At 68.3% G+C, this 23,834-nt stretch carries 21 protein-coding genes and 1 pseudogene; 10 read left to right on the forward strand and 12 right to left on the reverse strand.

Annotated elements, in window-relative coordinates; translation table 11 throughout:
- Positions 1-524: 524 nt before the first annotated feature.
- The 3 genes from AB0L21_RS02225 to AB0L21_RS02235 are packed head-to-tail and all read right to left on the reverse strand — an operon-like array spanning position 525 to position 6,570.
- On the reverse strand, positions 525-1,130 hold the full coding sequence (locus tag AB0L21_RS02225) for a hypothetical protein (protein ID WP_365781710.1): 606 nt from the start codon (positions 1,128-1,130) through the stop codon (positions 525-527).
- On the reverse strand, positions 1,127-1,486 hold the full coding sequence (locus AB0L21_RS02230) for a hypothetical protein (RefSeq protein WP_365781711.1): 360 nt from the start codon (positions 1,484-1,486) through the stop codon (positions 1,127-1,129). The genes AB0L21_RS02225 and AB0L21_RS02230 overlap by 4 nt, the downstream gene beginning before the upstream one ends.
- Positions 1,483-6,570 (reverse strand): caspase family protein, encoded by a 5,088-nt coding sequence (locus AB0L21_RS02235; protein ID WP_365781713.1) that lies wholly within the window; start codon positions 6,568-6,570, stop codon positions 1,483-1,485. Before AB0L21_RS02235 ends, AB0L21_RS02230 begins: the two co-directional genes overlap by 4 nt.
- A 756-nt stretch (positions 6,571-7,326) precedes the next feature.
- Here AB0L21_RS02235 and AB0L21_RS02240 point away from each other — a divergent pair.
- The 7 genes and pseudogenes from AB0L21_RS02240 to AB0L21_RS02270 form a co-directional block, all read left to right on the forward strand.
- Positions 7,327-7,680: a hypothetical protein gene (locus tag AB0L21_RS02240; RefSeq protein WP_365781715.1), complete on the forward strand. Its 354-nt coding sequence runs from the start codon at positions 7,327-7,329 to the stop codon at positions 7,678-7,680.
- Positions 7,677-8,969, forward strand: a complete 1,293-nt coding sequence (locus AB0L21_RS02245; protein ID WP_365781717.1) for a hypothetical protein — start codon at positions 7,677-7,679, stop codon at positions 8,967-8,969. The genes AB0L21_RS02240 and AB0L21_RS02245 overlap by 4 nt, the downstream gene beginning before the upstream one ends.
- Positions 8,966-9,844: a hypothetical protein gene (locus tag AB0L21_RS02250; protein ID WP_365781719.1), complete on the forward strand. Its 879-nt coding sequence runs from the start codon at positions 8,966-8,968 to the stop codon at positions 9,842-9,844. The genes AB0L21_RS02245 and AB0L21_RS02250 overlap by 4 nt, the downstream gene beginning before the upstream one ends.
- A 1,186-nt stretch (positions 9,845-11,030) precedes the next feature.
- Positions 11,031-13,562 carry a hypothetical protein gene (locus tag AB0L21_RS02255; protein ID WP_365781721.1) on the forward strand — a complete coding sequence of 844 codons (2,532 nt, stop codon included), beginning with the start codon at positions 11,031-11,033 and terminating at the stop codon, positions 13,560-13,562.
- 571 nt (positions 13,563-14,133) lie between these two features.
- Positions 14,134-14,547 (forward strand): hypothetical protein, encoded by a 414-nt coding sequence (locus AB0L21_RS02260; protein ID WP_365781723.1) that lies wholly within the window; start codon positions 14,134-14,136, stop codon positions 14,545-14,547.
- Positions 14,534-15,169 carry a hypothetical protein gene (locus tag AB0L21_RS02265; protein WP_365781725.1) on the forward strand — a complete coding sequence of 212 codons (636 nt, stop codon included), beginning with the start codon at positions 14,534-14,536 and terminating at the stop codon, positions 15,167-15,169. The genes AB0L21_RS02260 and AB0L21_RS02265 overlap by 14 nt, the downstream gene beginning before the upstream one ends.
- A 201-nt stretch (positions 15,170-15,370) precedes the next feature.
- Positions 15,371-15,546 (forward strand): annotated as a pseudogene (locus AB0L21_RS02270) (IS481 family transposase); the annotation flags it as partial.
- A 52-nt stretch (positions 15,547-15,598) separates the two neighbouring features.
- Here AB0L21_RS02270 and AB0L21_RS02275 read toward each other — a convergent pair.
- The 8 genes from AB0L21_RS02275 to AB0L21_RS02310 form a co-directional block, all read right to left on the reverse strand.
- Positions 15,599-16,384, reverse strand: a complete 786-nt coding sequence (locus tag AB0L21_RS02275; protein WP_365781728.1) for a phosphotransferase — start codon at positions 16,382-16,384, stop codon at positions 15,599-15,601.
- 19 nt (positions 16,385-16,403) lie between these two features.
- Entirely contained in the window at positions 16,404-17,312 is a 909-nt protein-coding gene (locus AB0L21_RS02280; RefSeq protein WP_365781730.1) for an aldo/keto reductase, read from the reverse strand.
- On the reverse strand, positions 17,309-18,502 hold the full coding sequence (locus tag AB0L21_RS02285) for a cupin domain-containing protein (RefSeq protein WP_365781732.1): 1,194 nt from the start codon (positions 18,500-18,502) through the stop codon (positions 17,309-17,311). Before AB0L21_RS02285 ends, AB0L21_RS02280 begins: the two co-directional genes overlap by 4 nt.
- Before the next feature lie 16 nt (positions 18,503-18,518).
- Positions 18,519-18,665: a hypothetical protein gene (locus tag AB0L21_RS02290; protein ID WP_365781734.1), complete on the reverse strand. Its 147-nt coding sequence runs from the start codon at positions 18,663-18,665 to the stop codon at positions 18,519-18,521.
- A 177-nt stretch (positions 18,666-18,842) separates the two neighbouring features.
- Positions 18,843-18,977: a hypothetical protein gene (locus AB0L21_RS02295; RefSeq protein WP_365781736.1), complete on the reverse strand. Its 135-nt coding sequence runs from the start codon at positions 18,975-18,977 to the stop codon at positions 18,843-18,845.
- Positions 18,962-19,198 carry a hypothetical protein gene (locus tag AB0L21_RS02300; protein ID WP_365781738.1) on the reverse strand — a complete coding sequence of 79 codons (237 nt, stop codon included), beginning with the start codon at positions 19,196-19,198 and terminating at the stop codon, positions 18,962-18,964. Before AB0L21_RS02300 ends, AB0L21_RS02295 begins: the two co-directional genes overlap by 16 nt.
- Entirely contained in the window at positions 19,195-19,611 is a 417-nt protein-coding gene (locus AB0L21_RS02305) for a hypothetical protein (protein ID WP_365781739.1), read from the reverse strand. The genes AB0L21_RS02300 and AB0L21_RS02305 overlap by 4 nt, the downstream gene beginning before the upstream one ends.
- Positions 19,611-20,027, reverse strand: coding sequence for a recombinase family protein (locus AB0L21_RS02310; protein ID WP_365781740.1), 417 nt, complete (start codon positions 20,025-20,027; stop codon positions 19,611-19,613). Before AB0L21_RS02310 ends, AB0L21_RS02305 begins: the two co-directional genes overlap by 1 nt.
- 119 nt (positions 20,028-20,146) lie before the next feature.
- Here AB0L21_RS02310 and AB0L21_RS02315 point away from each other — a divergent pair, with 119 nt between their 5' ends.
- From AB0L21_RS02315 to AB0L21_RS02325, 3 genes are read left to right on the forward strand one after another with little or no spacing between them, the layout of a single operon-like run.
- On the forward strand, positions 20,147-21,190 hold the full coding sequence (locus AB0L21_RS02315) for a hypothetical protein (RefSeq protein ID WP_365781742.1): 1,044 nt from the start codon (positions 20,147-20,149) through the stop codon (positions 21,188-21,190).
- Positions 21,187-21,876, forward strand: a complete 690-nt coding sequence (locus tag AB0L21_RS02320; RefSeq protein ID WP_365781744.1) for a YdcF family protein — start codon at positions 21,187-21,189, stop codon at positions 21,874-21,876. Before AB0L21_RS02315 ends, AB0L21_RS02320 begins: the two co-directional genes overlap by 4 nt.
- A complete protein-coding gene (locus AB0L21_RS02325; RefSeq protein WP_365781746.1) occupies positions 21,818-22,630 on the forward strand; it encodes a WbqC family protein in 813 nt (270 codons plus the stop codon). The genes AB0L21_RS02320 and AB0L21_RS02325 overlap by 59 nt, the downstream gene beginning before the upstream one ends.
- Before the next feature lie 62 nt (positions 22,631-22,692).
- On the opposite strand, the gene AB0L21_RS02330 is transcribed toward AB0L21_RS02325, so the two are convergent.
- Positions 22,693-23,139 carry a plasmid mobilization relaxosome protein MobC gene (locus AB0L21_RS02330; protein ID WP_365781748.1) on the reverse strand — a complete coding sequence of 149 codons (447 nt, stop codon included), beginning with the start codon at positions 23,137-23,139 and terminating at the stop codon, positions 22,693-22,695.
- Between the last annotated feature and the right edge of the window lie 695 nt (positions 23,140-23,834).

Here is a 23,834-nt window from a genome sequence, read left to right on the forward strand (position 1 = left end):
TTGGGCAGAATCGGCCGAGGGGAGCGGTGTACGGCCGTGCGCGAGGTGTTCGCCGGGGCGCTCGGCATGGCCCGAACGGCAGACACCGCTTCCGGGCGATTGCTCCCTCGCCATGCATGGTTGTCGGTGCCCGAGCCCGGGGTGCCCACGTGACCACGTTCCGATCTGGCTTCACGCTCCGGCAAATGGTCACTGCTCCTGGAGATCCTGGAGAATTACCACGACGACAAAGCGCCCGCGACCTCTTCCGCGGCACAGCCCACTCCACCGACTACCTGAGCCTCGGGGACGGCGAGGGCGGGGTCCGGCTTTCCACCCGGAGGTGAGGCGGTCCGGGATCCTCCACCACGGTCCGCAGGGCCGCCAGTGCCTGCCTGAAGAGCCCTCTGCTCGGCTTGAAAAGATCACAGAAAGCGTGGCCGGCGCACTCCGTCACGGGGCGCGCTGCCTGATCGCCGTATCGTCCGTCGAACGGTCCTACTGGACGACGTGTCGGTCTGGGCCGAGACTCCACGGGCACTGGGCTACGGCGCTCCGTCGCAGGTATTGCCAGGCTTCACGCTCACCACGGCCGTCCATGGCAAGGAGACCTTGCCGTCCGTATCGGAGCTGATCTCCACGTGATTCCGGTCGGCGAGGACCAGCTCGCCGCACAGCACATCGGTGTCCGTCCGCACCACGACCGGTCGAGGGCCGGAATCACGCGTCGTCACCCATGCGACGCCGAGTGCCCCGACCACCAGGATCACTCCGAGGCCGCAGCACAGGGCGGCCCAGGCCAGCGCCCGTGTCACCCGGGCCACTTCCTGTTCGGTCCAGCGGCGCAGGGCCTGTCCGCCCAGGAGGATCTCGCGTTCCGCGGCCCCGTGCGCCGCTCGCGTGGCCAGGAGTGAGCCCATGAGCAACAACACGAAGGCGGTCATCAGCAGCCCGGTGGCGGTTGCGCGAGCCGCCTCGGGCAGGTCGCCGAGATCGTCGCGGCCCTTCAGCAGTACGAGGACCGCGAGCAGGGCTGTCAGCCCGGTGAGACCGGTACGCCAGCCTTCCGCCTGTCGGCGTAGATCCGGAAGCCTGGTGAACTCCAGTTCACGGGCGAGTTCGGCCCAGCGACGCTCGGAACGGGTGCTCATCGCAGGAGTCTCCAGATCGCGCCGCAGCCGACGAACGACGTGTCGGGCGGGCATTGCGGATGGGCGTGGCCGCACTCGCAGAAGTGCACCTCCGCCAGCAGCGGTTCGGGCCCGCTCTCCGCCCTGCGGGTGGACCCTCTGCCGAAGAGCAGACTGAGCGCGCCCTTCGTTCCCGCTCCCGGTCGGCCCCACGGGAACAGCGTTCTGGTGGCGCCGTGACATCGGGGACAGGTCCCCGCGACGACCAGGCCTTCTCCGTCCGGGGCAGGCCGCTGGGTGAACAGGGCGGCGTCGATCTCGCCGAGGTCCTCGTCGGCGTACGGCATACCGTGGTCGTGCCGGGCGGGCCCTGTCATCCGTCTCCCTCGTTGGCGGTGTCCTCCAGACGGAGTGCGAACATCCCCGCATAGGTCTTAAGGCGTTGCCGCACCCACTCGGGCGTCTCGTCCACGGCCCGGGCACAGCGCTCCAACCGGTCCCGCCCGACACGACCGGTCAGCGCAGGCAGCTTCCCGTCGTGGCCCTCGGAGAGGATCGCCAGTTCCTGCCAGCTGGGTACGACGTCGGGTACCTCGGTGATCGACGGCGGCGTCTCCTCCAGGGCGAGGTACGGCTCGATGCGCCGCTGCCAGGTGTGTCGCACCGACTCGCCGAGACGGCCCGCGATGCTGACCAGGTCGAGTGGCACCAGCGGGGCCCCGGGCTCGGAGACGCGGTACGCCGGGTCGACCGCCACGGCATCGTGGGCGGTGGGCACCTCGTCCGGCAGGGCCGCCTCGGCCTCGGCGGTCAGCTCCGGCACGAGTGCGCCGATGGCGCGGAAACGAGCCAGGGCCCGGTACGCCGTCCGGGCGCCGATGGTGCGGGCGCGGGCGTAACCCACCAGTCCCTGCGGGGTGAGCGGAACCCAATGAGGGCTCTCGAACCACTCGTAGTCCGCGTCCTCGTCCGCTCCCTCGCCGACCAGTGCCGCGATCTCGTCCCACGTCGGGACTAGCTCGCTCAGCTCCTCGGGCGGACGTGGGGCCACGAGGCCGTCGCTCAGCCCCAGGTTCTGAGCCTCTCGCTGCGCGGCGTCCCACAGGACGGACAGCGTCTGGCGAAGCCGCTGACTTCCGGTGAACAGCACGGCCGAGGTCGCCGGTACGGGATAGTCGGCGCCGACCCAGCTGGGATCCTCACCGGAGAACGCGTATCTGCTCGGCGTGGGCAGGCCGTCCCAGGCGCGCAGCAGGTTCGCCGCGTCGGGGAGATCCACCTCTGCCTCCCTCAACTCTTCGAGGCTCCAGGAAAGTTCCTCGAACGACGTCTGGTGCGAGCGGACGAAGGCGAGGTCTCGTAGCGACACGCCGTCCTCCAGGCGGATGCCCGCCTGGTGCAGCCACCGTGCCAGATGACCCGTATCGGGTGAGGGAATGGCGTCCCGCCCGGGGGAACGCCTGGTGTAACGCCGCCGGTGGACCACTCCGAGCAACTCCGCCTCACGGGCGAGGGCGCGCTCGGCCTCCCACACGGACAGTTCGCACTCCGCGGCCAGTTCGACGGTGGCGGCCCAGGGCAGTACGGGACGGCCGTCGGCGCCGGGAACGAGGTAGTCGCGCAGGACGGTGACCACCTCCGGCGGGACGCCGGCCCATCGGGCGACCAGGACCGGATCGGGTGTGGGGCGGCCCAGCCACGCGAACTCGGCCATGCGCCGCTGCACCTCGCCCACGTCCAGGCCCGTCTCGGCTGCCACCAACGGCACGTCCCACGGGTGCACGGCGGGCCGCCAGTGGTGCTTGTCCTCCTGGAGGTACAGCAGCCGCAGCTCGGTTTCCGCGCAGACATGGTCGCGGTGGTGGTCCGGGACAGTGTCCAGCGGATCGCCCACGAACGGCGCGTACCGGGCACATGCCTCGGCCAGCCTGCCGAGCGGCTCCCGGGAATGCGCGGAGGCGCGGGCGATACCGGAGAGATCCCCGGGCGGGTGCCGGTAGTAGATCTCATGGGAGGCCCGGCGCTTGGGCGGCAGAGGACGGCCCCAGACGGTGATCCTCAGGTCGTCCAGCGGATCGGGTTTGCTGCCCAGCAGCCCCTGCATGACGTACCAGTCGATGAACTCCGGCTTCCAGTCCAGGTCGCCGTCGCCGACGACGGCCGGTCCCGCCAGCCGCGGATGGGCGATGCGCAGGCCCCGCGTCGCGCGAAGCACCTCCGCCACGGTGGTGTCCTGCGCATGGGCCGCCAGCACCGCGTTCCGCCAGTCGCCCTCGACCTTCGCCGCGATGTCCGACCAGCCCGGTTGCGGAACCGGGTGACCGGCGAGGGACAGCGGAACCGCTTCCTTCCGGGTCCGGAACTCGGGGCCGAGGGCGGCCAGCCGCCAGGGACGGACCGCTCTTGAGGGCTTCTCCTCCTCACGCCCCCCGCGCTGCCCCTCCAGGGAGGCGTCCATCCGGAACCAGCCCACCTGGTCGAGGTTCACCCGCCGGCCGAGATCGTCCGACGCGAGCGTCCCCCGACCCCGTAGCGCCTTCCAGAGAATGCGGGCGACCGAGGGCTCCCGGGCTTCCATGCTCCACAGCCAGCGAAGGCTCAACGCGGGGCTTTCCGCCAGCACGCGCACGCCTCGCTCGAACTGCTCGGCCGCCCACCGAGTGTCGTATCGCTCCAACTTCTTGCGGTTCACGCTGAGTTCACCGGCATGCGGGCCGGACAGGTTGAGCACGTACCCGAACGTCCGCTTGTCCGCGGCGATCCCGTCGCACACGATCGCTCCGTCGCCGGAGACCCACCACAGCGTGCCCGGCACCGCCTCGATGGCGAACCTGGTGGAGAACGCCCCCTTCTCGTCGGAGAACTTGAGACGTCCGGGCAGCCAGACCTCCTCCGTGCCGTCCCCGTCGCGCACCTCCAGCCGGAACTCGCTGATCAGGACCAGCGAGCGCAGCACCGATACGGCGGAGTCCGCGGGAAGTGCCCCCGACCGGCGCAGATGAAGCCGGACGCGTGTACCGCCCTCGGGCAGCGCCGCGCCCTCGCGCTCGCCCTCCTCCCGGACCCGGAAGAGACTGCCGCTGACCGGGATCTCGACCCGCAGCGCCCTCGCGGCGGGCCGGCCGTCCGGGCCGACCGGGCGGGTCACGATCGTCATCTCGTCGGCCAGCATGAAGTAGCTGAAGACACCGATGCCGAAACGGCTGTTGGGGTACAGCCGCAGCGCATTGTCGTGGCGCAGCCACGCGGCTTGCTCCCGGCGGAACGAGTGGGACTGGTCGAAGCGGCGGCCGGCCCGGGTGAAGGTGTTCTTCAGCTGGTCGGCCGTCATGCCGACGCCGTTGTCCACACACTCGACGTACAGGCCGCGGCTGTCCTCACCCACCTCGATGCGGATCCGACCCGCCCACGGCCCCTGCTCCCGGCCCAGAGACCGCAGATACCTGGAGCGCATCTCCCGGTACCGGCAGGCGTCCATGGCGTTCTGGTACAGCTCCCGTAGCGCGAGGTCGGGCTCGCCGTCGTACAGCTTCTCGCCCATCAGCAGCCGGCGGATCTCCGTCTGCGCCAGCGAGAACCGGGCGAGCGGGACGTCGTAGGCGTCCACGCCGTGTTCGCGGTCCGCCCGGAGCCGGTGGTCGGACAGGCGCGCGGGGAGTCCACGCAGCAGCGCAGCCTCCGCCTGTGGAAGGTGCCGGGCCGACTCACGCAGCAGGTGACTGAGGTCGTCGGCGTCCTCGACGACCGAGGCGAGCGCCGCGTGGATCGCCGGGTGCGGGCAGACCGCGTCGAGATGCAGATACGACGGGGCGTTCCCGTCCTGGTCGAGGTACCAGAGGGCATCCCGGAGCACGGAGATGACCTCGCTCGGCACCACCGGGTCGGAGACTGCGAGGTGCTCGGCGAGGACTTCCGGCAGGCACCGGGCGTCGAGGGCGAGCAGCCCCGCGAGCCGCAGCAGCGCCGCGAGGGGGCGTACGCGCAGGCGATACGGCGTTCTGCGAACGACGTGATGCTCGCGTGGCAGCCGCTGGTCGTCCGGTGGTGCTCCGACGGCGAGGCCCGCGGCGACCGTGCGCAGCGCCGTGGACAGTGCTCCTGCCCGGCCGCTGAGCCGGTCCCCCGCTGCCGGCGGCGGCAGATCGAGGAGCCGGGCGACGAAGCCGTCGGCCGTCACGGCCGGAACGGCTTCCTCGTCGGTGGCGAACCGCTCCACGATCCAGCGGTGGACCAGCCACAGCGTGACGGCGTGGCGGTCGTCCGTGGGGTCGGCCAGCCACAGGTACGTGTCCGTGAGCTTTTCGGTGATCTGGGGGTAGTGCTCGGTGATCTGCTCGTAGTGCCGCCGCCGGTCGTCCGCCCCGGTACGGTGCGTGACGAGCTGGGGCACCAGCTCGGCGGCTTGGCTCAGCCGCTCGGCCCACGCCGTCTCGTGCAGCAGAACCGCGGCGATCAGCGCGGTGACCTCCAGGGCGGACAGCTCGGCGCCCTTGGGCAGGAGCTGAGGCAGGCGGTCGGTGAGCAACCGCACCGGAAAGTCGTCGTCCGCCCATGGATCGGGCAGCCGCTGCTGAGCCCGGTGGACGTGGCGAGCGGTCTGCGCAGCCAGGGAGGACAGACAGTCCTGGAAATGGGCGACGGTCTCCGCAGCACCATCCGCCACCCGCTCCCAGAGGGCGGGCGCGCGTACGGCGGCCTGCCAGGCCTCCAGCAGCCGTCGGCCCTCGGCGACCTTCAGGGCCCTGGTCCGTGCTTCCAGATCAGTGCCGTAGTGGATCAGAACCTGCTGCGGGCCTGCCTGAGCGCGCAGCGAGAAGGCCCGGGTGTCCCGTCTGGTCTGCTCGTACACCTGCTCGACGGTGGTGGCCTCGGTCAGTGGGTCGAAGGCATGGGCGAGCGCCGTCGTGAAGAAGCTGCCCCGTTCCGCGAAGCCACTGGGCTCACCCGGCCCGCAGCTGGTCATCATGGCGAACCCGCTGTGCGGCGGTCCCTTGACGACGTTGCTGCCGAAGGCGGGCCCCTGCTCCGCCCAGCGGCAGGCGTCGATCAACCACAGCACGGTGTCTGCCCTGCACTTGGCCAGATACCGGCTGATGTCGGCGTCCAGGAGCGACTCCCGGACGTAGGGCTGCTCCCACCCGGCCGCGTCGTCGCCGGCAGGAGCAAGCGCGTCGGACGGCACCAAGTAGTCCGTGGTCCCGATGCGGACCCCGTGGCCGGTGAAGTAGAGCAGCAGGGTGCTTCCGGGCGGCGCGCTCGACGACAGAGCGGAGACGCGCCCGGTGATCGCGTTCCGGGCGGGGTTCAGCAGCGTTTCCACCGCGTAGCCGCTGCCCTTCAGGGCGGCGCCCAGCACACGCAGGTCCGTGGCGACCGTTGCCGCAAGGGAGGGAAGAAGGTGCTCCGCTCCCGGATTCTCGCCCACGCCGATGAGCAGGGCTATGCGTCTGTTGTCTTCCACTCGCCCCTCATTCCCCCTCCGACTCGCCCTATTTTTCACCGGAACCGGCCTTGGCGGGGGCGAATCGGTCGAGTGGCCGGCGGACGAGCCGACATGCCGCAGTGATCTGTCGGGACAACAAAAACCCCCGGGTCCATGACCTGGGGGTTTCAATCTGGAGCGGGTGACGAGAATCGAACTCGCGCTCTCAGCTTGGGAAGCGACGGCGCTTCGGCGGCCAGACCAGTTGTGACCTGGACGTATGCAATCTCGTGATGCTCTCGTGTGGGCGAGATGGCACCGCTGTTGACCGTAGTTGTCCGTCCCGAAGGGCACGCCAAGGGCACGACCGCGTAAGAGCGTGTGGGGTCCTGCGCGCATGTGCTCTACAGACCCTGGTACTACGTCGGTGCGAGGACCGGTCTCGGAAGATTCTTTGCGCGTGCGCAGGCGGACGGGCGAACGGTTCGAGTCCGTCATGGTGCACGCTCTGCCGGCTGCCGCACCACTACTGTGCCGGTCCTTGCAGGCGAGGGCCGCCGTCCGCCCTTCAGCGACTCCTGGAAACCCAGGAAGAAGGCTGAGCCCCGAACGAGGCAAGCACATCGGGCCGTACGGGCGAGCCTGCTCACGCCTCTCGGGCCGCTGACCAGTGACAAAGCTCACGACTCCCCAGCAGACCTTTGCTCGGCCTTTGCGTAGCTCGCGGACGTGAAGGGGCGATGGCTAACTAGGGTCGAATGCCCGGGTAATCGACGGAGGGGGAGACCTCAACTCATGGGCGACAGCGGCGAGGTACTCGACATCAAGATCGCCGACCTCAAGGCGACAGCGCCTCACTTTCACGATCAGAGCGTTGCCCTCGCGCAAGCGCTCACGAAGTTGAAGCGCGGGCTGGCTGCGGCCGGCTCTCCTTGGGGCGACGACGAGCAGGGCGAGAAGTTCCATAAGGCGTATGGCCCGCATGTCAAGCGGATCGAGCAGTCCACCCAGATCCTGGCTGATGGCCTGGCCAGCATTCGCGAAGCCATGGTCGACATGGCCGACGGGCACATCGACAACGAAGAACTGATCCGAGGCATGTTCAGCCGGATCCGCGTCGATCGCGACGCCAAGGGCGATGGCAAGTGAGTGTCGCGGACAAGGCCCGCAAGGTCGTCCAGGACCTGACGGGCATGTGGTGGCCGGACGCCGATGAAGAGGGGTTGCGGGACGCCGCGAAGGTGTGGAGGAACTTCGCCGACGACGTCGACGATGTCACCTCCGGCGCCAACAAAGCAGCTCGCTCCATCATCGAGCACAACAAGGGCGAAGCCATCTCCGCCTTTGATGACCCGTACTGGCGCCGCTACTACCACGATGGGCAAGGCTGGCTGAAGGATCTGGCTGACGCCGCCCGCGACATGGCCAAGGCCCTGGACGCGTACGCGGATGCCGTGCACAGCGCGAAGAAGAAGCTGGAACACGAGCTGGAGATCGTCGGCGCCACCCTCGTCGCCGGTACCGCCCTGGCCATCTTCACCGCGGGCATCTCGGAGGGCGCGGCAGCAGCGGCAGCGGTCACTGTCGCGGACATGGCCGCCGGCCTGGGCATCGCAGTGACCGAGGAGATCGCCACCATCGCGGGCACCACCCTGGCCACGGCGGCCTTCGCCGGCGTCGAATCCATCACGGTGGATCTCGCCGTCACGCAGCCTGTCTCTATCGCTTTGGGCGAGCAGAAGGGCGGACTCAGCCTCGATGAGGCACGGCAGGCCGGCGCGTACGGAGCCCTCACCGGTGGTCTCCTCGGAGGGGCCGGCGCCACTTACCGAGCCGTTCGCGCCGGAGGCTTGATCAGCTTTTTCGACAGCATCGACATCGATCTCGCCGGACCTCGCATGGCCCTGGCCGGGGTACCGGGTGATCTCGCGGCCGGCGACGCCTATGCGATGAGGGTCAGCGGCGCCGGCGGCGCCGCTACCGGACCGGGTAAGGGGCCGTGGCCTGTGGTCAGCGGTGTCAAGGGGCCCGCGGCTGGGAAGAGTCTCCTGCCTCCGAACGGTCGGCATACTGTCTCAGGGGCGGGGAGCGGCGAGATCAAGGAAGTGAACAGTGTCATCCTGCGAGGCTATGAGCGGCACGTCAATCAAGACGTCGCTGACATCGCTGCCGGCAATGCCACCTGGAGGGCGCAGATCAGCCGCTATGAGATCAACGGGCGCACGTACGAGGTCGAACCCTCCGGCAGGGTGTTCCCCGACAGCGGGGAGGGCATCGTCAAGCTCGACCGGAACGAGTACGCCGCGCTCCAGCAGATCGTCAAGGCCAAGGGTGACATCAGTGCGGCCCCGCAGCTGACCCGTGCCCCGCGCTTTGTGAACAACCCACAGGCCGTGCAGAAGGCCTTGGACATCTACAACGGGACCTATCCGTCATGACGTACAACTTCCTCACCGTAGAGCCTTTGAGCGTCGACGTTGTCGCTGCGGTACTTGCGCAGTGCCTGAGCGTCCGTGTGCAGGAGGTCGACGTCGCTGACGAGGACACTGACCAGGAGCTGCGCAACTGGGATGCCTTGGTGTTCTGCGACAAGGTCACGGTGCTGGGTGACGTGTCCGCGTCCCTGGACATCTATGTCCAGGAGTCCGTGCAACCGCAACCCAGCGAGCGCGACCTGGCGTCCGCCTTCGCCCGGGCGGCAGACACCGTAGTTCTCTTCCCCGCCGAAGAAGCGCCGCCGAGCGCGTACTGGCTGGCCAGGGAAGACGGTCTGGTCACGCGAGCACGCCTGTACGGTTCCGACGACGAACCTCGTTACACGATCGACCGGGTGGAGGATCCCGTCGGCGGCCGACTGCCGCATGTCACGGTGGCCCGGATTCCGGAAGTGGTCCGCGAACTGAAGATCGCAACGCCACTCGCCGACGCCTTCGCCGCGAACTTGCGACGCATGCACCCGGACGAGGCCGGCACCTTGGGATCGCCGGCCTGGACGGCGAGCGATCGCCTCGGTGCGTGGGAAAAATTCGTCCGCCAGATGGAAGCCGCGTGGGCGCCTTCCGGTTGGTATCCCCCGGACCTCTACGGTGAACGCCTCGAAGTGCGCGACGAACTGGAGCAGGTGCGCACTCGACTCCCGCAGGACCTTACTGTCTTGCTCCGGGACTCTCTTGCGTCTCTGGACGCCCTCTTCGCCGAGCTGACAGTCGATGACACCGGCGGTCTGCTCCGCAAGGAGCTTCTTCCGGCGGAGGGCGCCGCTTCGTCCCACGGATGGTGGTGGGACCGCCGCCCTGAACCTCTGCCCTGGTGATACGACGGACCGGTGGCGCCGACTGCGGTCCAGCCTGGCCGGACCCGGTCTTGAGACGTTCCGGGAGTGCCTTTGGCTCCGGGATGCGCCGACGGCGCTGCGCGATGCGGTACTACGCGACCTGCCGGAAGCTGTGGCTTCTGCGCGCCGGTTTCCACCACCGCTTCTTCGGGCCTGACCACCTTCACCCACAGGCTCGCCGGTGAGCTTGCTGATCAATCGCACAAACAAGGCCCAGGTCTCTGACCTGGGCCTTCACTCTGGAGCGGGTGACGAGAATCGAACTCGCGCTCTCAGCTTGAGAAGCGACGGCGCTTGGGCGGGGGCTATGCCTCTGACCTGGACAGACGTCATCTCCCCGGGGTGGTCGGGCGGGTCTGTTCGCACCGCTGTTGACCGTGGTTTTCCGCTCTTAAGGGCACGCTATGGGCACGGCGTCCTGGATCGGCGGAACATTCCGTGAGCGCGATGGCCGAAGTGCTGGGATTGGTTCGCTCCGCTGCCTGGACCAGAAGCCCCGTCGCGAGTGCACACACCGTCTTGGCGGGGAGCCCTTCAGCGGCTGGACGATAACCTTCACCGACCCCAATTCTGCACTGCCATCGTCGACAGCCTGACCTTCAACGGCGCGATCACCCTGACCGGTATCAAGTCCTACCGCTTCGCCCGTTGAGGAGCCGCCTGGCTGTAGCTGCCGTGGCTGCTGCGGCCGATTGCTGACCTCTTGACCGAGGGTGCACCGAAGACCGTCTGCCCAAGTCCGTGGGCGTTCGCACCGCGCAACAGCTCCGGCATCCTTACCGCGCTTATCTCAACAGCCATGCATAGCCAGAAAATTACTAGGTAACTCACCCGATTGGGTGAATGCTGTCGAGGTGAATGGGCGCAGCTGGACACTCCGGTGGCAGAGTCCACCACGCACGTCGGTGGTCTATCGCTGGCGTCCGCCTCATGCCGCCGTCGGCGGAGCAGGAAACCAGTCGAGAGATCCCCAGGCCCATGGTGCCGTTCGGGTTGATCCTTCTGCGGGCGTCGACAGCTGGACCGTACGAAGCGGAACACGCCGAACAACCGGGGTTGTCGGCTTGCGTCCCGCTGCCGCGAGGCTTCGCCTCGGGTGCGTGTCACGCGCCCGGCGGACGGATGCGTGCTGTCACCCAGCTGCGGCTGGGAGAAGGACTACTCCATGGCAACCAAGCGGCCTGACGGCATCTACCCCTACATCGGCACCGATACATGGGGAGAGCGACTCGCGGACGCCGTTGAGAACACCTGTGAGCAGGCGGGCGTGATCCCGCCCCCGCGTTCCGCGATCACCGAGGGCATCGCCACTGCCCTCGGCGACACCGAAATCAAGAAGATCGTTGTCACCTCTCGTGGCAAGAAGGTCCTCACCCCCTCCGCTTGGCGCGAGGTCAACTCGGGTGACGACAAGGTCCTATTGCTCATCTGCGACGTCCACGGTGCTGCCGTGGTCCCCTGGGACCTCAACGACCGCACGGTCAGTTCCTGGGCTCCGCCCAGCCCGGAAGCCACCCAGCGCGTCGTTGAACTCGTGACCGCTGAAGCCGACTTGGAGAACGCGGAGAAGGCCAAGAAGCTCGCCGAGAAGGAGTGTGACGCCCGGCGACGCGCACCCGGTGATGATCCGCACGCCGCTGCGGCCCTCGCCGCGGCGCAGGAGAAGTACGTGCATGCCAGCAAGCGGGTGCGGGAGGCTGAGCGCACGAAAGCCGCCTTGCTTTCCGCACTTGGCCAGCGCCGGCCGCGTCCGGTAGTTCACGCGGCAGAGGAAGACGGCGAGCCCAAGACCGCCCTCGTCCTGGCCGAGCAGCCGTACGAGGTGGCAGTTCATGTTCACCGCTACGCCGTGGAGAACCTGCGGCGCTCCGGCAAGACCCGCGGCTACGACCTCGCCGAGTCCCTGGTCACCGCCGGTCAGCTGACGCGTGGCATGAGTGTTCTCCAGCAGTGGCAAGTTACCAACGCTGATGGCAGTACGTCCCGGCTGTGGCGGATGGTCGCAGTGACTGCCAATAACCGCGCCCTGGCCCGACTCGATGTATTCGGTCTGCGCTCAGAGCACCTGGTGACCGGGATGCCCCAGTCCGCTGTGCCGCTTTCCAAGGGGCCGAACGACCCCACCGTGCTGCTGCTCAACCAGCGGGAGATCCTTAACCGCGTCTCGCATGGCTTCAACGAGGACAGTGCCGCAGATGCGACGGAGCCGGACCACAAGGCCCTGCGCGCAATGAAGATCGCCACCGTGCCGGCCGAGATTGTCATCGGCTGCAGCAAGCCTGCCGCGCTGGAGCACGTGCTGCGGGCGTTGAACGTCAACGACCACCTGCGCGGTATCCAGCCGTACGACGAGGATGCGCGCCTGATCGCCTTGTTTGCCACGCTCGTGGACACCTATGCCAAGGAGGGCAAGCTGGGACCGATCCTTGCGGACGCCTTCCCCACCGCCCAGGGGGCTGATCTGCTGGACCTGGGCGGCGTGCGCGACGCCCTCACCGCAAACGGTTCCCTCGACCCGCTGGCTCCCCTGCTGCCTGCCGACGAGAAGGTCTCACCGGTCACCCTGCGGGACATCGCCATCCGGGCCATCACCACCCTCGTCTTCCCGGACGTACCCCCCGCCGGTCCGGAGACCGGCAAACGTCAGGTTCGGGACACCGGACCTTACTGGCCCATCGTGAAGGCCGCCCTGCAGGAAGCCCCGTGGAGCCAGATCCGGGCCAAGACCGCAGAGGCCCGTACCAGGCTCTGGTCCGCTGCTATCGCACAGATGTTTCTGCATCGCGCCAACATTCTCTCCGCGCTCGGCCTGTTCGGCGTGCCCGAAGTCAAGGACGGCTCCGGGCAGGATCCCAGGCCGCTAAAGGAACTGCTTCTCGGCGCCGAGGCTGGAGATGCCACCGCGTGGGCGGCACTGGTGCGGCGGATGGCACCCGCACTGATCCACTCTCCCGAACCGCTGATCACCCCCGGTCAGGGCAGTGAGGCGGGAGCGGGGCGCAAGGGCGTCCGTCGTACCCCGACGAATGCCCTTGCGGCCCTGACGCTCGCTTACACCGAGAATGCGCCAGGCGTCAGCAGGGAGCTTCTGCTCGCGTTCGCCCGGTCCGTGCTGCAGCACCCAGACGCGACCCAGGCGCCTGAAGCGCCCGGCGGCGGACGGCTTGTCTGCTACGGCGAGAGCCTCTGGAGTGAGGAGGACCAGACCCCGATCGTGCCCGGGATGGTGCTCGCTCCTGACATCAATGGTGAAGCCACCTCTTTCGTCGCCGACAAGGCGTGGTTCGATCACCTCTTCCCGGCGGAACTGGGCCGTGCCTCACGGACTGGTGCCTCTGGTAGCAACGCCGGCGACGGGGGGAGCGACTCTGAGAGCACCAACCAGTCGGATGGCGCCACGACCATCCATGGGCAGGTACCACCATCCGACCCGCGAGACCGGCTGGCCGAACTCCGACGGGAGCTGCCAGCCCGGATCGAGCTGGCCGAAGGCATCTACCAGCGTGCCGTCGAGGCGGCCAACGCTCTCCTGGTCGACTTCGATGAAGCGAGCCGCCTGCGCTCCCAGTTGGGCGAGGAGCCATTGCCTGCCGACCAAAGGATCCAGTGGATGGAACGCCTGGCGTCCGCCCGTAAGACGGCTCAGGACAGTGCGACGGTGCTGAGCCAGGTGGAGGCCCTCATCCTGCAGGTGTAGGGGCTGCTCGATCCTGGAACAGACCGACTTGAAGTGGTGCTCGACTGACGGCCGTGCACCAACCACCGGGGTTGGTGCACGTAACCCAAGGCGTCACCGTTCACCGTGGTGCGCCCAGATCCAGCCAGGGCAACTGAGACCCAAACAGAGACCACGGCACGACGATGGCCTCGCCCGAAATCCGGTTGGGGCCTTCGTTTGCCCAGGTCGGCTGCGGCGGAGGATACGAGATTCGAACTCGTGAGGGGGGTGCCCCAACACGCTTTCCAAGTCTTCGCCTGGGGGTTCGGTAGGGGACGGGGGGCTGACCTGGGGCGGAGCGGGTGGTGGCGGCGGTCTTGGACGGCGCCGGACGGGGCGAATGAGGCCAGAACTGAGACCAAGGTGCTCGGTTTCTGCCTGGTCAGGCGCCGCGTTCGAGTCCCCGCGACGCGCCGATCAGGAGCTGGTGTCGCCGGGTCGGCTGCGTGGCCCTCTCGGAGTCTGTGTATGCGGATTATCCCCTCGGAGTGTCGGTGGTGCCCGGTAGGTTGCTGCGGCACGCCACCACGAACGGGGAGACATCTCGATCATGTACGACGCTGAATTAATGGCCGTGGCCACCGGTGCGGCCGGCACGCTCGTCGCGGCCATAGCCACGTCGGGCGCTGAGAAGATGCGCCTGAAGGTCGCGCACTTCTTCCGCCGGGCCACTCCGGATCAACAGAGAGCGGCTGCCCAAGCAGTGGATGACACTGCCGTGCAGCTCACCGCGCCCGGTCCAGAGGCTCAGGCGCTGGCAGCGACCGCCTGGGCGCAGCTCATCGCTCAATACCTCGCCGAGCACCGCGACGCCATGAGCGAGGTGGACGAACTCGCGGTGCCTACCCCGCCGGCCTCGAAGGTCTGGAACCAGTACAACACCGGCACAGGAACGTTCATCGGCGGTGACGTCCACGGCGGCATGACGTTCAACTACGGCAGGGCGACAGATGGCGGACGCTGAGCACCGTGAACAGCACAACCACGGCTCTGGCACGTTTGTGGGCGGTGACGTCCACGGTGGCTTCTGGCAGGTCTTTGTCCCGCCCTACGGGAAGAACACGTCCAGCAAGTCGGCGCCGACGAAGCGACAGCCCGAGCAGGACGACGAGGAAAGGGATGACTACGAGGATCGTGTGGCGTCCCTGCTCGGGGCTGCATGGATTGCCGCTTCGGCGGGTCTGGCCGTCGTCTATGCAGTGATGGGCTGGCCTTGGACCGACCATGGGCCGGCTCCGGGCATCGGTGCACGCATTGGTGGAGGGCTCGTCGCCTTCTACGCCTGCTTGGCCGCGGCGGCCGCCTTCTTGGCCCGTCTCGCTCAGGTCTTCGAGGTCTGGTCGGAACAATGTGCCATCACGGCTACGCAAAGCCGAGGTCGGTTGGTTGCCAGGCCACCTGCGTCAATGTCCAGGGCGATGGCTGGCTTAACCGCAGCGGCGGCTGTTGGAGCCGAACTGCTTGCGTCTTTGTACGGCTGGTCGTCTTATGGGGGCGAAGTGTCGCAACGGGCACATCTGGCCCGTCTCAACGCAGCTGCCAACGCGAATTCGGCTCGCGCCGCGACGAAGAGGCGCAAGGCGTAGTCACGGGGGTGGCGCTCACCTTTTGTGGCCGGAACTGCTACGCACCCAGCCCGGTCTGCCTCGCGTGGACTCGTACGGCTGGCCGCCCGCACCGCCATCGCCGCCTCCAACGCCCACCGCATTCTGCGCCACCACCTGGTCCGTTCTGGCCGCCTGCGACAGGGCTACCGGCGAACCCGACGCCGCGACGAACGCAACCGGCCCGACGAGCTGGTCCACATCGGCGTCAAGAAATTCGGCCGCATACCCGACGGCGGCGGCCACAAAGTCTTCGGCCGCGCGGCTGGCTGGCCAACCAGGACCGGCGGGACGGCACCGGATTCGTCTACCTGCACACCGCACTGGATGACGACCACTCCCGCCTGGCCTACACCGAAGGCCAGGACGGCAGCCCCAATGGACTCTCCTTCCACAGTCGTGGAAGGAGAGTCAGGACAGCTCCGTCGCCAGAAGGCGGAGCGCCGGTACGAGTTCGGGGTGGTCTCCGCGGGAGGCCGACTGGAGTAGTTCGGTGATGACGATGATCTGTGCGGCTCGTCCTGGCTCTGTCTTGAGGACGGGGAAGGCATCGCGGACGCGGTGGGCGAAGGCGGGGGTGAGCAGGGAGTAGGCCAGCAGCATGGCGGCGTCGTAGCCGACAGGTGCGAGACCGAAGCCTTCCCAGTCAAGCAGGTACGGGGTGGCGGCGGTGAGGTTGGCGGTGTGCAGGTCTCCGTGGGCGGTCGCCCAGTCTGTGATCGGAGGGCCGGGGATGTCGAGGAAGCGTGGGACGGTGCGGTCCACCCACTCTTGTCGTACGGCCACGCGGTCCGTGGGGACGGTGCTCACGTGGTCGAGGTCGGTGCGGAGGGAATCCCACCAGGCGGTCGGCAGGTCCGGGTCCGTGTGCAGGACGGGGCTGGGGGAGCAGATGGGTTCGGTGACGTACTCGTGTAGCTCAGCCTGGTAGGCGTAACCGTCACAGCTTGACTCCATGCTGTCGTGCAGCAGGGGCTTGTGGATGCGTCCGTCGAAGAGTGCGGCGGCTTGGCGGTTGCCCTCCCAGATCTTTCCCGTTCCCTTGCCCTGGGGCGCGGTTAGCACCCTCAGCCAGCAGGATCCTCGTTCTGGGTGCTCGGCACGGCTGCTGAGGGTGCGGCCGTGCCAGCCCCAGAACTCGGGGCCGGCGATCGTGATGCCCAGTGTCTCTGCGGACCGTGCGAAGGCTCTGCGCATGCGCTGCTTATCCGTGAGGTCAGGTGGCGGCGAGTACATCCAGCACCTTTCGCAGCGTGGTGGTCGGGATGGCCGGGCTTCGTAGGGCGGCTTGGGCTTCGGCCCAGTGTGCCGGGGTGGAGGCGGAGAGCAGAATCCGTGTCACTCCAGGGCATGATGCCGCCGCCAGCAGGCATGCCTGGGCCGTGGTGAGGTGCGGAGCCAGCAACGCGGTGAGTTCGAGGGTGGCCAGGCGCGGTAGCTCGCCGCCGAACAGCGGCGCTGAGGCGTACACCTGCCATCCGAGTTCGGATGCCTGGGCGATGGGTCCCTCCTCGTCCAGAGCCTGGGTGAACGCGGTTGCGGTGACCAGGGATACGGGCAGTTGGATGGCGCGCAGGTGGTGGTGTTCCGTGCCGGCGGCTTCGGAGGCCAGTTGGTGCAGGGCGGGGACGGTCAGGGTGCCGGTGTCGAAGCCGTCCCAGGTGGCGACGCCGTAGGCGGTCAGGGTGCCGGCCGCTGCTTCTGCTTCGAGGGCGGTGAAGGCGGCGCGCAGGACTTCGTACGGGTCGCCGACGGTGTGCTCGGGGTTGTGGGCGAAGACGAGGTCGAGGCGGTCGCGGCCGAGTTCGGTGCGGTTGCGGGCGCACTGCCAGTGGACGTACGAGGCGCTCAGGCAGTGGCCGTGTTCGGCCTCCTCGATGGTGAGGGCCCTGTTGGAAAGGGCGTCCTTGATGACCTGATCGGTCAGGAATCCGACCTTGGTCGAAACCGGGATCGGGTGCCGGGCGAGCACGGAGGCGAGCAGCGACTGGGCCTGACCGTCGAGGTAGTTGGGCGCTGTGTCGATCCACGCGTCGGCTGGACGGGTGGCTGCACGGACGACGGCTTCGGTCAGGACGGAAGAGCGGATGCGGTACGTGTCCAGCCCCAGGGCCGCTGTCCTCATCGTCTGTCTCCTTCCACTGCGATCGCTTGGCCGTCCATCAGCTCCGAGGCGATCGCCGCGACCTCCGCGACCGAGATGCCGGATGCTGTGGCCAGCTTGCCGAGGGACACGGTGCTGGGTGCGGCGGACAGCAGGTGCTGGAGGAAGGGCCGGGCTTCCCCAGCCATCTCCCACTCGTTGTCGCAGGCCCGGAAGATCACGCCCTCTTTGCTGGCCGCAGGTTCCATGTGAGCTCGTGTGGTGGTCAGCCGGATGCGGAGGTCCGGGACTGCGGGGATGCCGGTGACGTGAGGCAGGCTCGGCCGCAGACGGGTGAGGTCCGTCCCGTCGCGCATGGCCGTGTACCGGTCGATGAGGTCCGGGTTTCTCAGGGCGGTGGTGACTTCCATGCGTAGCCGTTCCAGGTAGGCCGTCTGCTGGGTGGCCGGTGCGTGGACGGGCAGGTCCTCTCGCAGAACGTCGTGGCGGCGCAGGTCGTCGGCGAGCCAGGACAGCAGCTGGGCGCCGGTGGCGGTCTGGATGCCGAAGGTGAGGTGGAGGGAGTGCTCGCCTTCGGAGGCGGCCACAGAGTGCCACCAGCCGCGGGGGAGGTAGAGCAGGTCACCCGGGCGCAGGACCAGCTCCGTGATCGCCTGCTCGGGCGGGGGCTCGGGCTCGTCGGTGTCCTTGTACATGGGGGCGGTGCGGGTGGGGCCGTACAGCTTCCAGCGTTTGGCGCCGTCGATCTGGATGACGAGCACGTCGTGGTCGTCCCAGTGCACGCCGAAGCCCTCGCGGGCGGTCCACGACGCGTACAGGTTGGTCTGCACCCCTGTGCGCAGCCAGCGTTCCAACTCCATCGCCGCACGGCCGACGGGCGGGTGGAGTTCGTCGACGGCGTCGATGACCAGGGAGGCGCCCTCGGCGAGGCGGGCGTGGAGTTCGGCGGGGTGGAGGCGGTGCCAGACGGTGTGCCGGCGGGTGGTGACCGGGGCGGTGTAGCGGTGGGCGGGCAACATCTCGCCGTCCGCGGAGAGGCGGAAGCGGGGCGGCTCCAGGCGGTGGGTGGCCAGGATGGTGTTGACGTCGTCCCAGGTGATCAGGCTGCCGGGGTTGGTGAGGGCGGCCGGGACGTGGCGGTAGTGGCGGTGGAGCACCTGGGCCAGGAACTCGTCCTGGCCCAGGTGAGCCGCCAGGTTCAGCGGCGACAACGCGTCTTCTCCCGGATCAGTCGTTGCCGTCGGTACGGCCGGTGCTGCCGCCGTCGGACGGGGTGACGCCGCGCTCACGGGCGGCCTGGATCCTGCGACGGGCCTTGACCAGGCCCGACTGGACCGGACCGGCCGTCGGGGTCGTGGCGGTGCTGTTGGGCATTGGTTCCTCCTGGTGTGAGAGATGAGGTGCATTGCGAACCCGCCCCGGACGGCGCTCGACCTGTCCATGGGCCTCGGGCGGCTGATCCGCCCGGGGCGGGGTTTGCAGCCCGCCCCTGCCAGGGCTTCTCGGACTGGGGGAACGTCTCGATCGGCTACGTCCGGCAGGGACGGGAACTCAGGGAAGGGCCGGAGAGGTGGCAACCGCCACGCCGATCACGAAGCCGCACGAGGCGGAGATCAGCATGATCAGCAGCGGGCCCGTGTAGCGGGCCAGTCGGCTCACGACGCGGCCCATCAGGGCTTCCACCATGCCCGCCATGGCCGCGTGATGATCTCCCGGTACGTGTGATGCGAGGGGTTGCGGCCTCCGTGCTCGAACACCCAGCTCTGAGGTTCGGCGAAGTCGACGCTGGACGGCGAGGTGTCACCACAGACCGCGCACTGCATCACATAGGTCGCGGGCTCGGCGTCGGGCTCACGGTCGGGCTGGAGCGTCCATTCCTTGTGGCACACGACTGCTCGGACACTCACCGGCCCACCTCCTCCAGAGCGGCACCGTCGTACGGGTGCCGGAGCGCGGCGTGGAGGGCGTCGGCGTCGGTGAGGGTGTCGTCGTCGGGCAGTTCACACCAGTCGCCCAGCCAGTCGTCGATCTGTTCCAGGCTGGGCGCGACGAGCCAAGAGTTGGTGGACAGATGCCGTACCGGCAGGTCGCCCCACCTTTCGGCGGTGCCCGTTCCAACGGCGTAGTAGAGGCGTTCGTTGGGTCCGTCGTAGAGCACCGGACCGATCGCCGCACCGGTCGCCCGCAGGTGGGCCAAGGCCAGGAATCCGATATCCGCGGAGGTTCGTACGAGATCCCAGCCGTCGCCGACTCGGAGCAGACGCAGGCCGGGGATGTCGTTGACCATAGGTGCGCTGCGCAGCGCTTCGCGAAGGGACATCACGTCCCCCCTTGGCGGTGGAGGCCAGGGCTCGCGCCGAGGGAAGGCGCGGGGTCCGTTGCCGGCCTGGTGGAGCGGACCACGATCAGACGGGTGCCTGGCGCCGTTATCTGCCGCTGTCGGTCGGTCACAACGCGCCTCGGGCCGAGGTGGCTGAGCGCGGGAACCACGGCGCCATAGATGTCGGGCAGTTCGAGGGCATCGAGGAGACCGACGAAGGCGGGAGATCGGACGCCAGTCGTCGCCTCTCGGTCCGTGAACACTCCGCACAGGCGCAGTTCGTGCTGCCGGCAGTACTCGGTAAGACAGGAGACGAGCGCCGCGTGGCGGGCCAGGCCACCGGTGACATGGCGCAGGTAGCCGAAGACCTGGGGGAAGGCGACGGGGCGGCGTTCCGTGATGAGTTCGTCGTCCATGTCCCCAGCGTCGGCTGCCGCGAACGGCCTTGAAATGACCTGCTGTTGCACTTCCGTTGCACTTCTCGCCCCGCATCGTCACCGAGAGTGCTTCTATACGTGACGGAGGGAGGTCATCCGTGGTCAGCGTGCAGCAATGGACCGGCCGGGAAGCGAGCGCCCTGCGCGCAGCGCTGCGCATGAGCACGCGAGCCTTCGCCGAGCATCTCGGTGTCGCGCTGCGCACGGTCGCCAAGTGGGAGAGCCTCGGCAGCGAAACCCAGCCCCGCCCGGACACCCAAGCCATCCTTGATACCGCGCTCGCCCGTGCGGACTCCGCCGCCCAGGCCCGGTTCGAGACGCTGCTGTTCCCCGAGCGCAAGAGCGCGCGGCCGGCGGACTTCGAGACCTGGACCGAGGACATCGAGCGCGCGGTCGTCTCCATCAGCCGCCAGGACTTCCCCTTCGCCACCACCTTGCTGAACCGCTGGCTGGGACGCCTCGACCCGCATCACCTGGACGACAAGGGCCTGTACCTCTACGGCCGTTCCCTTGTGCTTCTCGGCGACCTTCAGCGGGACCAGGGCGCCATCCTCGGCCCGCTCTCCGCCCGGCATTCCTACACCACAGCTCGCGGCATGTTCACCGAGCTCGACATCCCGCGCCGAGTGGCCCAGATCGAGCTCTCCCTCGCCGTCGTTCAGGAGATGTCGGGTCAGCTCGACGCCTCCGCCCGCCAGTACGAACTGCTTGCCACGGACGAGCGTTTAAGCCCTCGCGATCGAGCCAGGGCGCGGCTCTGGGTGGGTACCGCGCTGAGCAAGGAGGGCAACAACGAGTACGCGACCCAGGTCATGACAGCCGCCACCCGTGCCTTCGAGGACCTCGGCGAGCCGGAGGACTGGTCGGTCGCCCACCAGAAGCTGGCCCTCGCCCACCGAGGCGCCGGCGACCTGAAGCAGGCACTGCACTACATCGACATCGCGCGCACCACCGGCACAGTCGACTCCCCGATGCAGCGAGTGCGGCTGGACACCGCCTACGGGCACATCCTTCTGTCGGACGCGGCGACCCGGAATGATGGGCTGTCCGTCCTCGATCAGGCGGCTCAGGTGGCCCAGCAGTACGGGCTGAGCCACCAGCTGCGCAGCATCGAGGGCATTCGAAAGGGCCAGCCGGGATGAGCCAGGGAGTGCCAGTGCCGCAGCACGAGCAGCGCCAGATCACCGACGAGCAGTTCAACGACGCGACGCTGATCTGGAACTACCACCAGATGGGCCACGAGCAGCGGGCCTGCTCGGCGGCGATCGGCCTGGGCAGCCACGACCTGGGCGTGGCCACCACGGCCGCCGAAATGTACCGTGCCGGTCTCTTCCCGGTCCTGGTCTTCAGCGGCGGCAACAGCCCCACCACCCGCGCCCGCTTCCCGCGTGGTGAGGCTGTCCACTACCGCGAGCACGCCCTGAGCCTGGGTGTGCCGGACGAGGCGATCCTGGTCGAGCCCAAGGCCGGCAATACCGGCCAGAACATCACCTTCTCCCGCGAGCTGCTGGCCAACGCCGGCGTGGAGGTGGAGTCGCTGCTGTTGATCTCCAAGCCGTACATGGAGCGCCGCTCGTACGCGACCTGCCGCAAGCTGTGGCCCGAGGCCGATGTCGTATGTGCCTCCGAGCCGCTGGAGCTGGACGACTACATCAAGTCCATTGGCGACGAGAAGCTCGTCGTGGACATGCTCGTCGGCGACCTGCAACGGGTGATCGAGTACCCCAAGCTCGGCTTCGCCGTCGAGCAGGACGTACCGGGAGATGTGTATGACGCATACGAGCGCCTCCTGGGCGCCGGCTTCGACAGCCGCCTCATCAGCCCCTGAGCCACCCCGCGTCAGTTCACCAGGCGGGGTGTGCGCGATCCACCAGCCGAACCTGTTCCCACGGCTGTCCACCTTGGCGAAGCTCTTCGCCGCCGACTGCTGGATCGCCCTCGACGACGTACAGTTCGCCCGGCGCGACTACCAGCACCGCGCTCGCCTCGCCGCCTTGGACGATCCCGGTCGGCAGCAGTGGCTCACGCTGCCGATACACCTTCCCCACGGGCGGCCGACACTGATCAGCCAGGCGCGGCTCGTTGATCCTCACCGCTCACGCAGGACTGTCGAGCTGCTCGTGCGCCAGTACTACGGCCGCGGTGGCCACCGGGACGCCGTGCGCGATGTCCTCGACGCGGCCCTGGACGCATTGGACACTACTGATCGTGTGGCACGTATCGCGCGAGCATCGACGCTCGCCATGCTCGCTGCGCTTGGCTGGGCAGGGGAAGTGCTGGACAGCGGTCGTATCCCCACCCGTCACAGCCGATCGGAGCGCCTCGCCGATCTCGCGGCAGCCACCGGGAGCACCCACTATCTGTGCGGCACTGGCGGTACGCGCTACCTCGACCCTGCCCCCTTCGATGCCTACGGCATCTCCGTCTTCCCCTTCCACACCCCTGTGGATACGGAGGACCCGATTTGGTGCTGGGCTCGGCGTGCCAGCGGCCTCTGGGCCCTGAGCAAGATGGGGCCGCGGAATCTGGCAGGTCGGCTGGCTGCCTTGCGAGAAGGTCATCGGCTCGGTGCACTGCTCTGAGCACTGGCCGACTCCTCTCAGAGACGCCACCCAGCGCTCGCGGATCCTGCCCGCGCTGCTTCCTAGTGCTGGGCGATGAGCTGTTGCACCGCGTAGTCGACGCGGTGAACGGCGCGGTTTACGGCGGCGAGGACGGCGTCGATCTCGACAGGCCAGGAACCGGAGTTGAGGGCCTTGGAGGCTTGGTTGAGGTTGTTGCCGACCTGGTTGAGGTGCCGGCGTGTGGCGAACAGTTCCGAGATTGTTTCTCGTCGTCCGGCTATGGCAGCGGCGGTGTTGTTGAGGTCACTGGCGGCGGCGAGGCCGCTGCGGGCGAGGAAGGCGGGCAGACTCGCTCGGGTCGCCGCGGCAGCAGCGGTGAGGACGGTTTTCTCGGTGTCATTGAGACGGACACAGCACACGTGAACGCGCTTGTCATTGCCGGATCTCGGCGAGCGCTTGCGCGCGGTCTTCTCGGAGGTGCGGTGCTTGGAGCTTGGCGACTGCCCTTCTGGCTGCGATCCCCCCACGGCCGCTGCCTCCCGGACTGGCGCCCCCTGGTGCCAGTCCGGACCCGCCACCCCCGGGGCGGGTTGCGCCTGGACAGTCTTCCCCACCGGGGAAGACTGTCTTGGCGGATAACTTGCTGCGCGGTTGTCGGGGGCGGTGGGCGTCTCCTGCCGGTTGGTGTGTTCATGGTGTCGGTCGTGCATGCGTGGTTCTCCGGGGTGTTCGGTAGGGGAGCTGAGTCGCCGGGTCGCCGAGCGAGGGCAGCGGTCGGAGCAATTCGGCGGTGGTCGGCTGAGGTCTGGACAGGTCGACCGAGATGGGCGTTGTCCGAGCGAGGGCTGCGGCTGAAAGGAGAGCGACGGGGACCGGTACCCAAAGTGCTGCGGTGCACGGTCCCCAGACGCTTGGGGACGGGGACGCGACGCTCATCGGGGACGGTCCCCCTGACACGTCGTCACGGGGACGGTCCCCCTTTTCCTGCACGGTCCCGGTCCCCGAGGGGACCGAAGGTACTGCTGCGGGGACGGTCCCCGTTCTGGGGACGCTCTGGGACCGGTATGAAAGGCCCTCTGAGCTGCGACTTCAGAGGGGACCGGTCCCCGGCAGCCGTCACACGGTCCCCGGGACGCGGTCCCCAAAGTGCTCGTGGGAGTCGTGTACGACCGGTTCGGGGACCGACGGTCGTAGCCCCACGTAGCTGCCGCGAGGAGCGGCG

The sequence above is a fragment of the Streptomyces sp. NPDC052721 genome, assembly GCF_040678315.1.
In the GTDB taxonomy this organism is placed as follows: Bacteria; Actinomycetota; Actinomycetes; order Streptomycetales; family Streptomycetaceae; genus Streptomyces.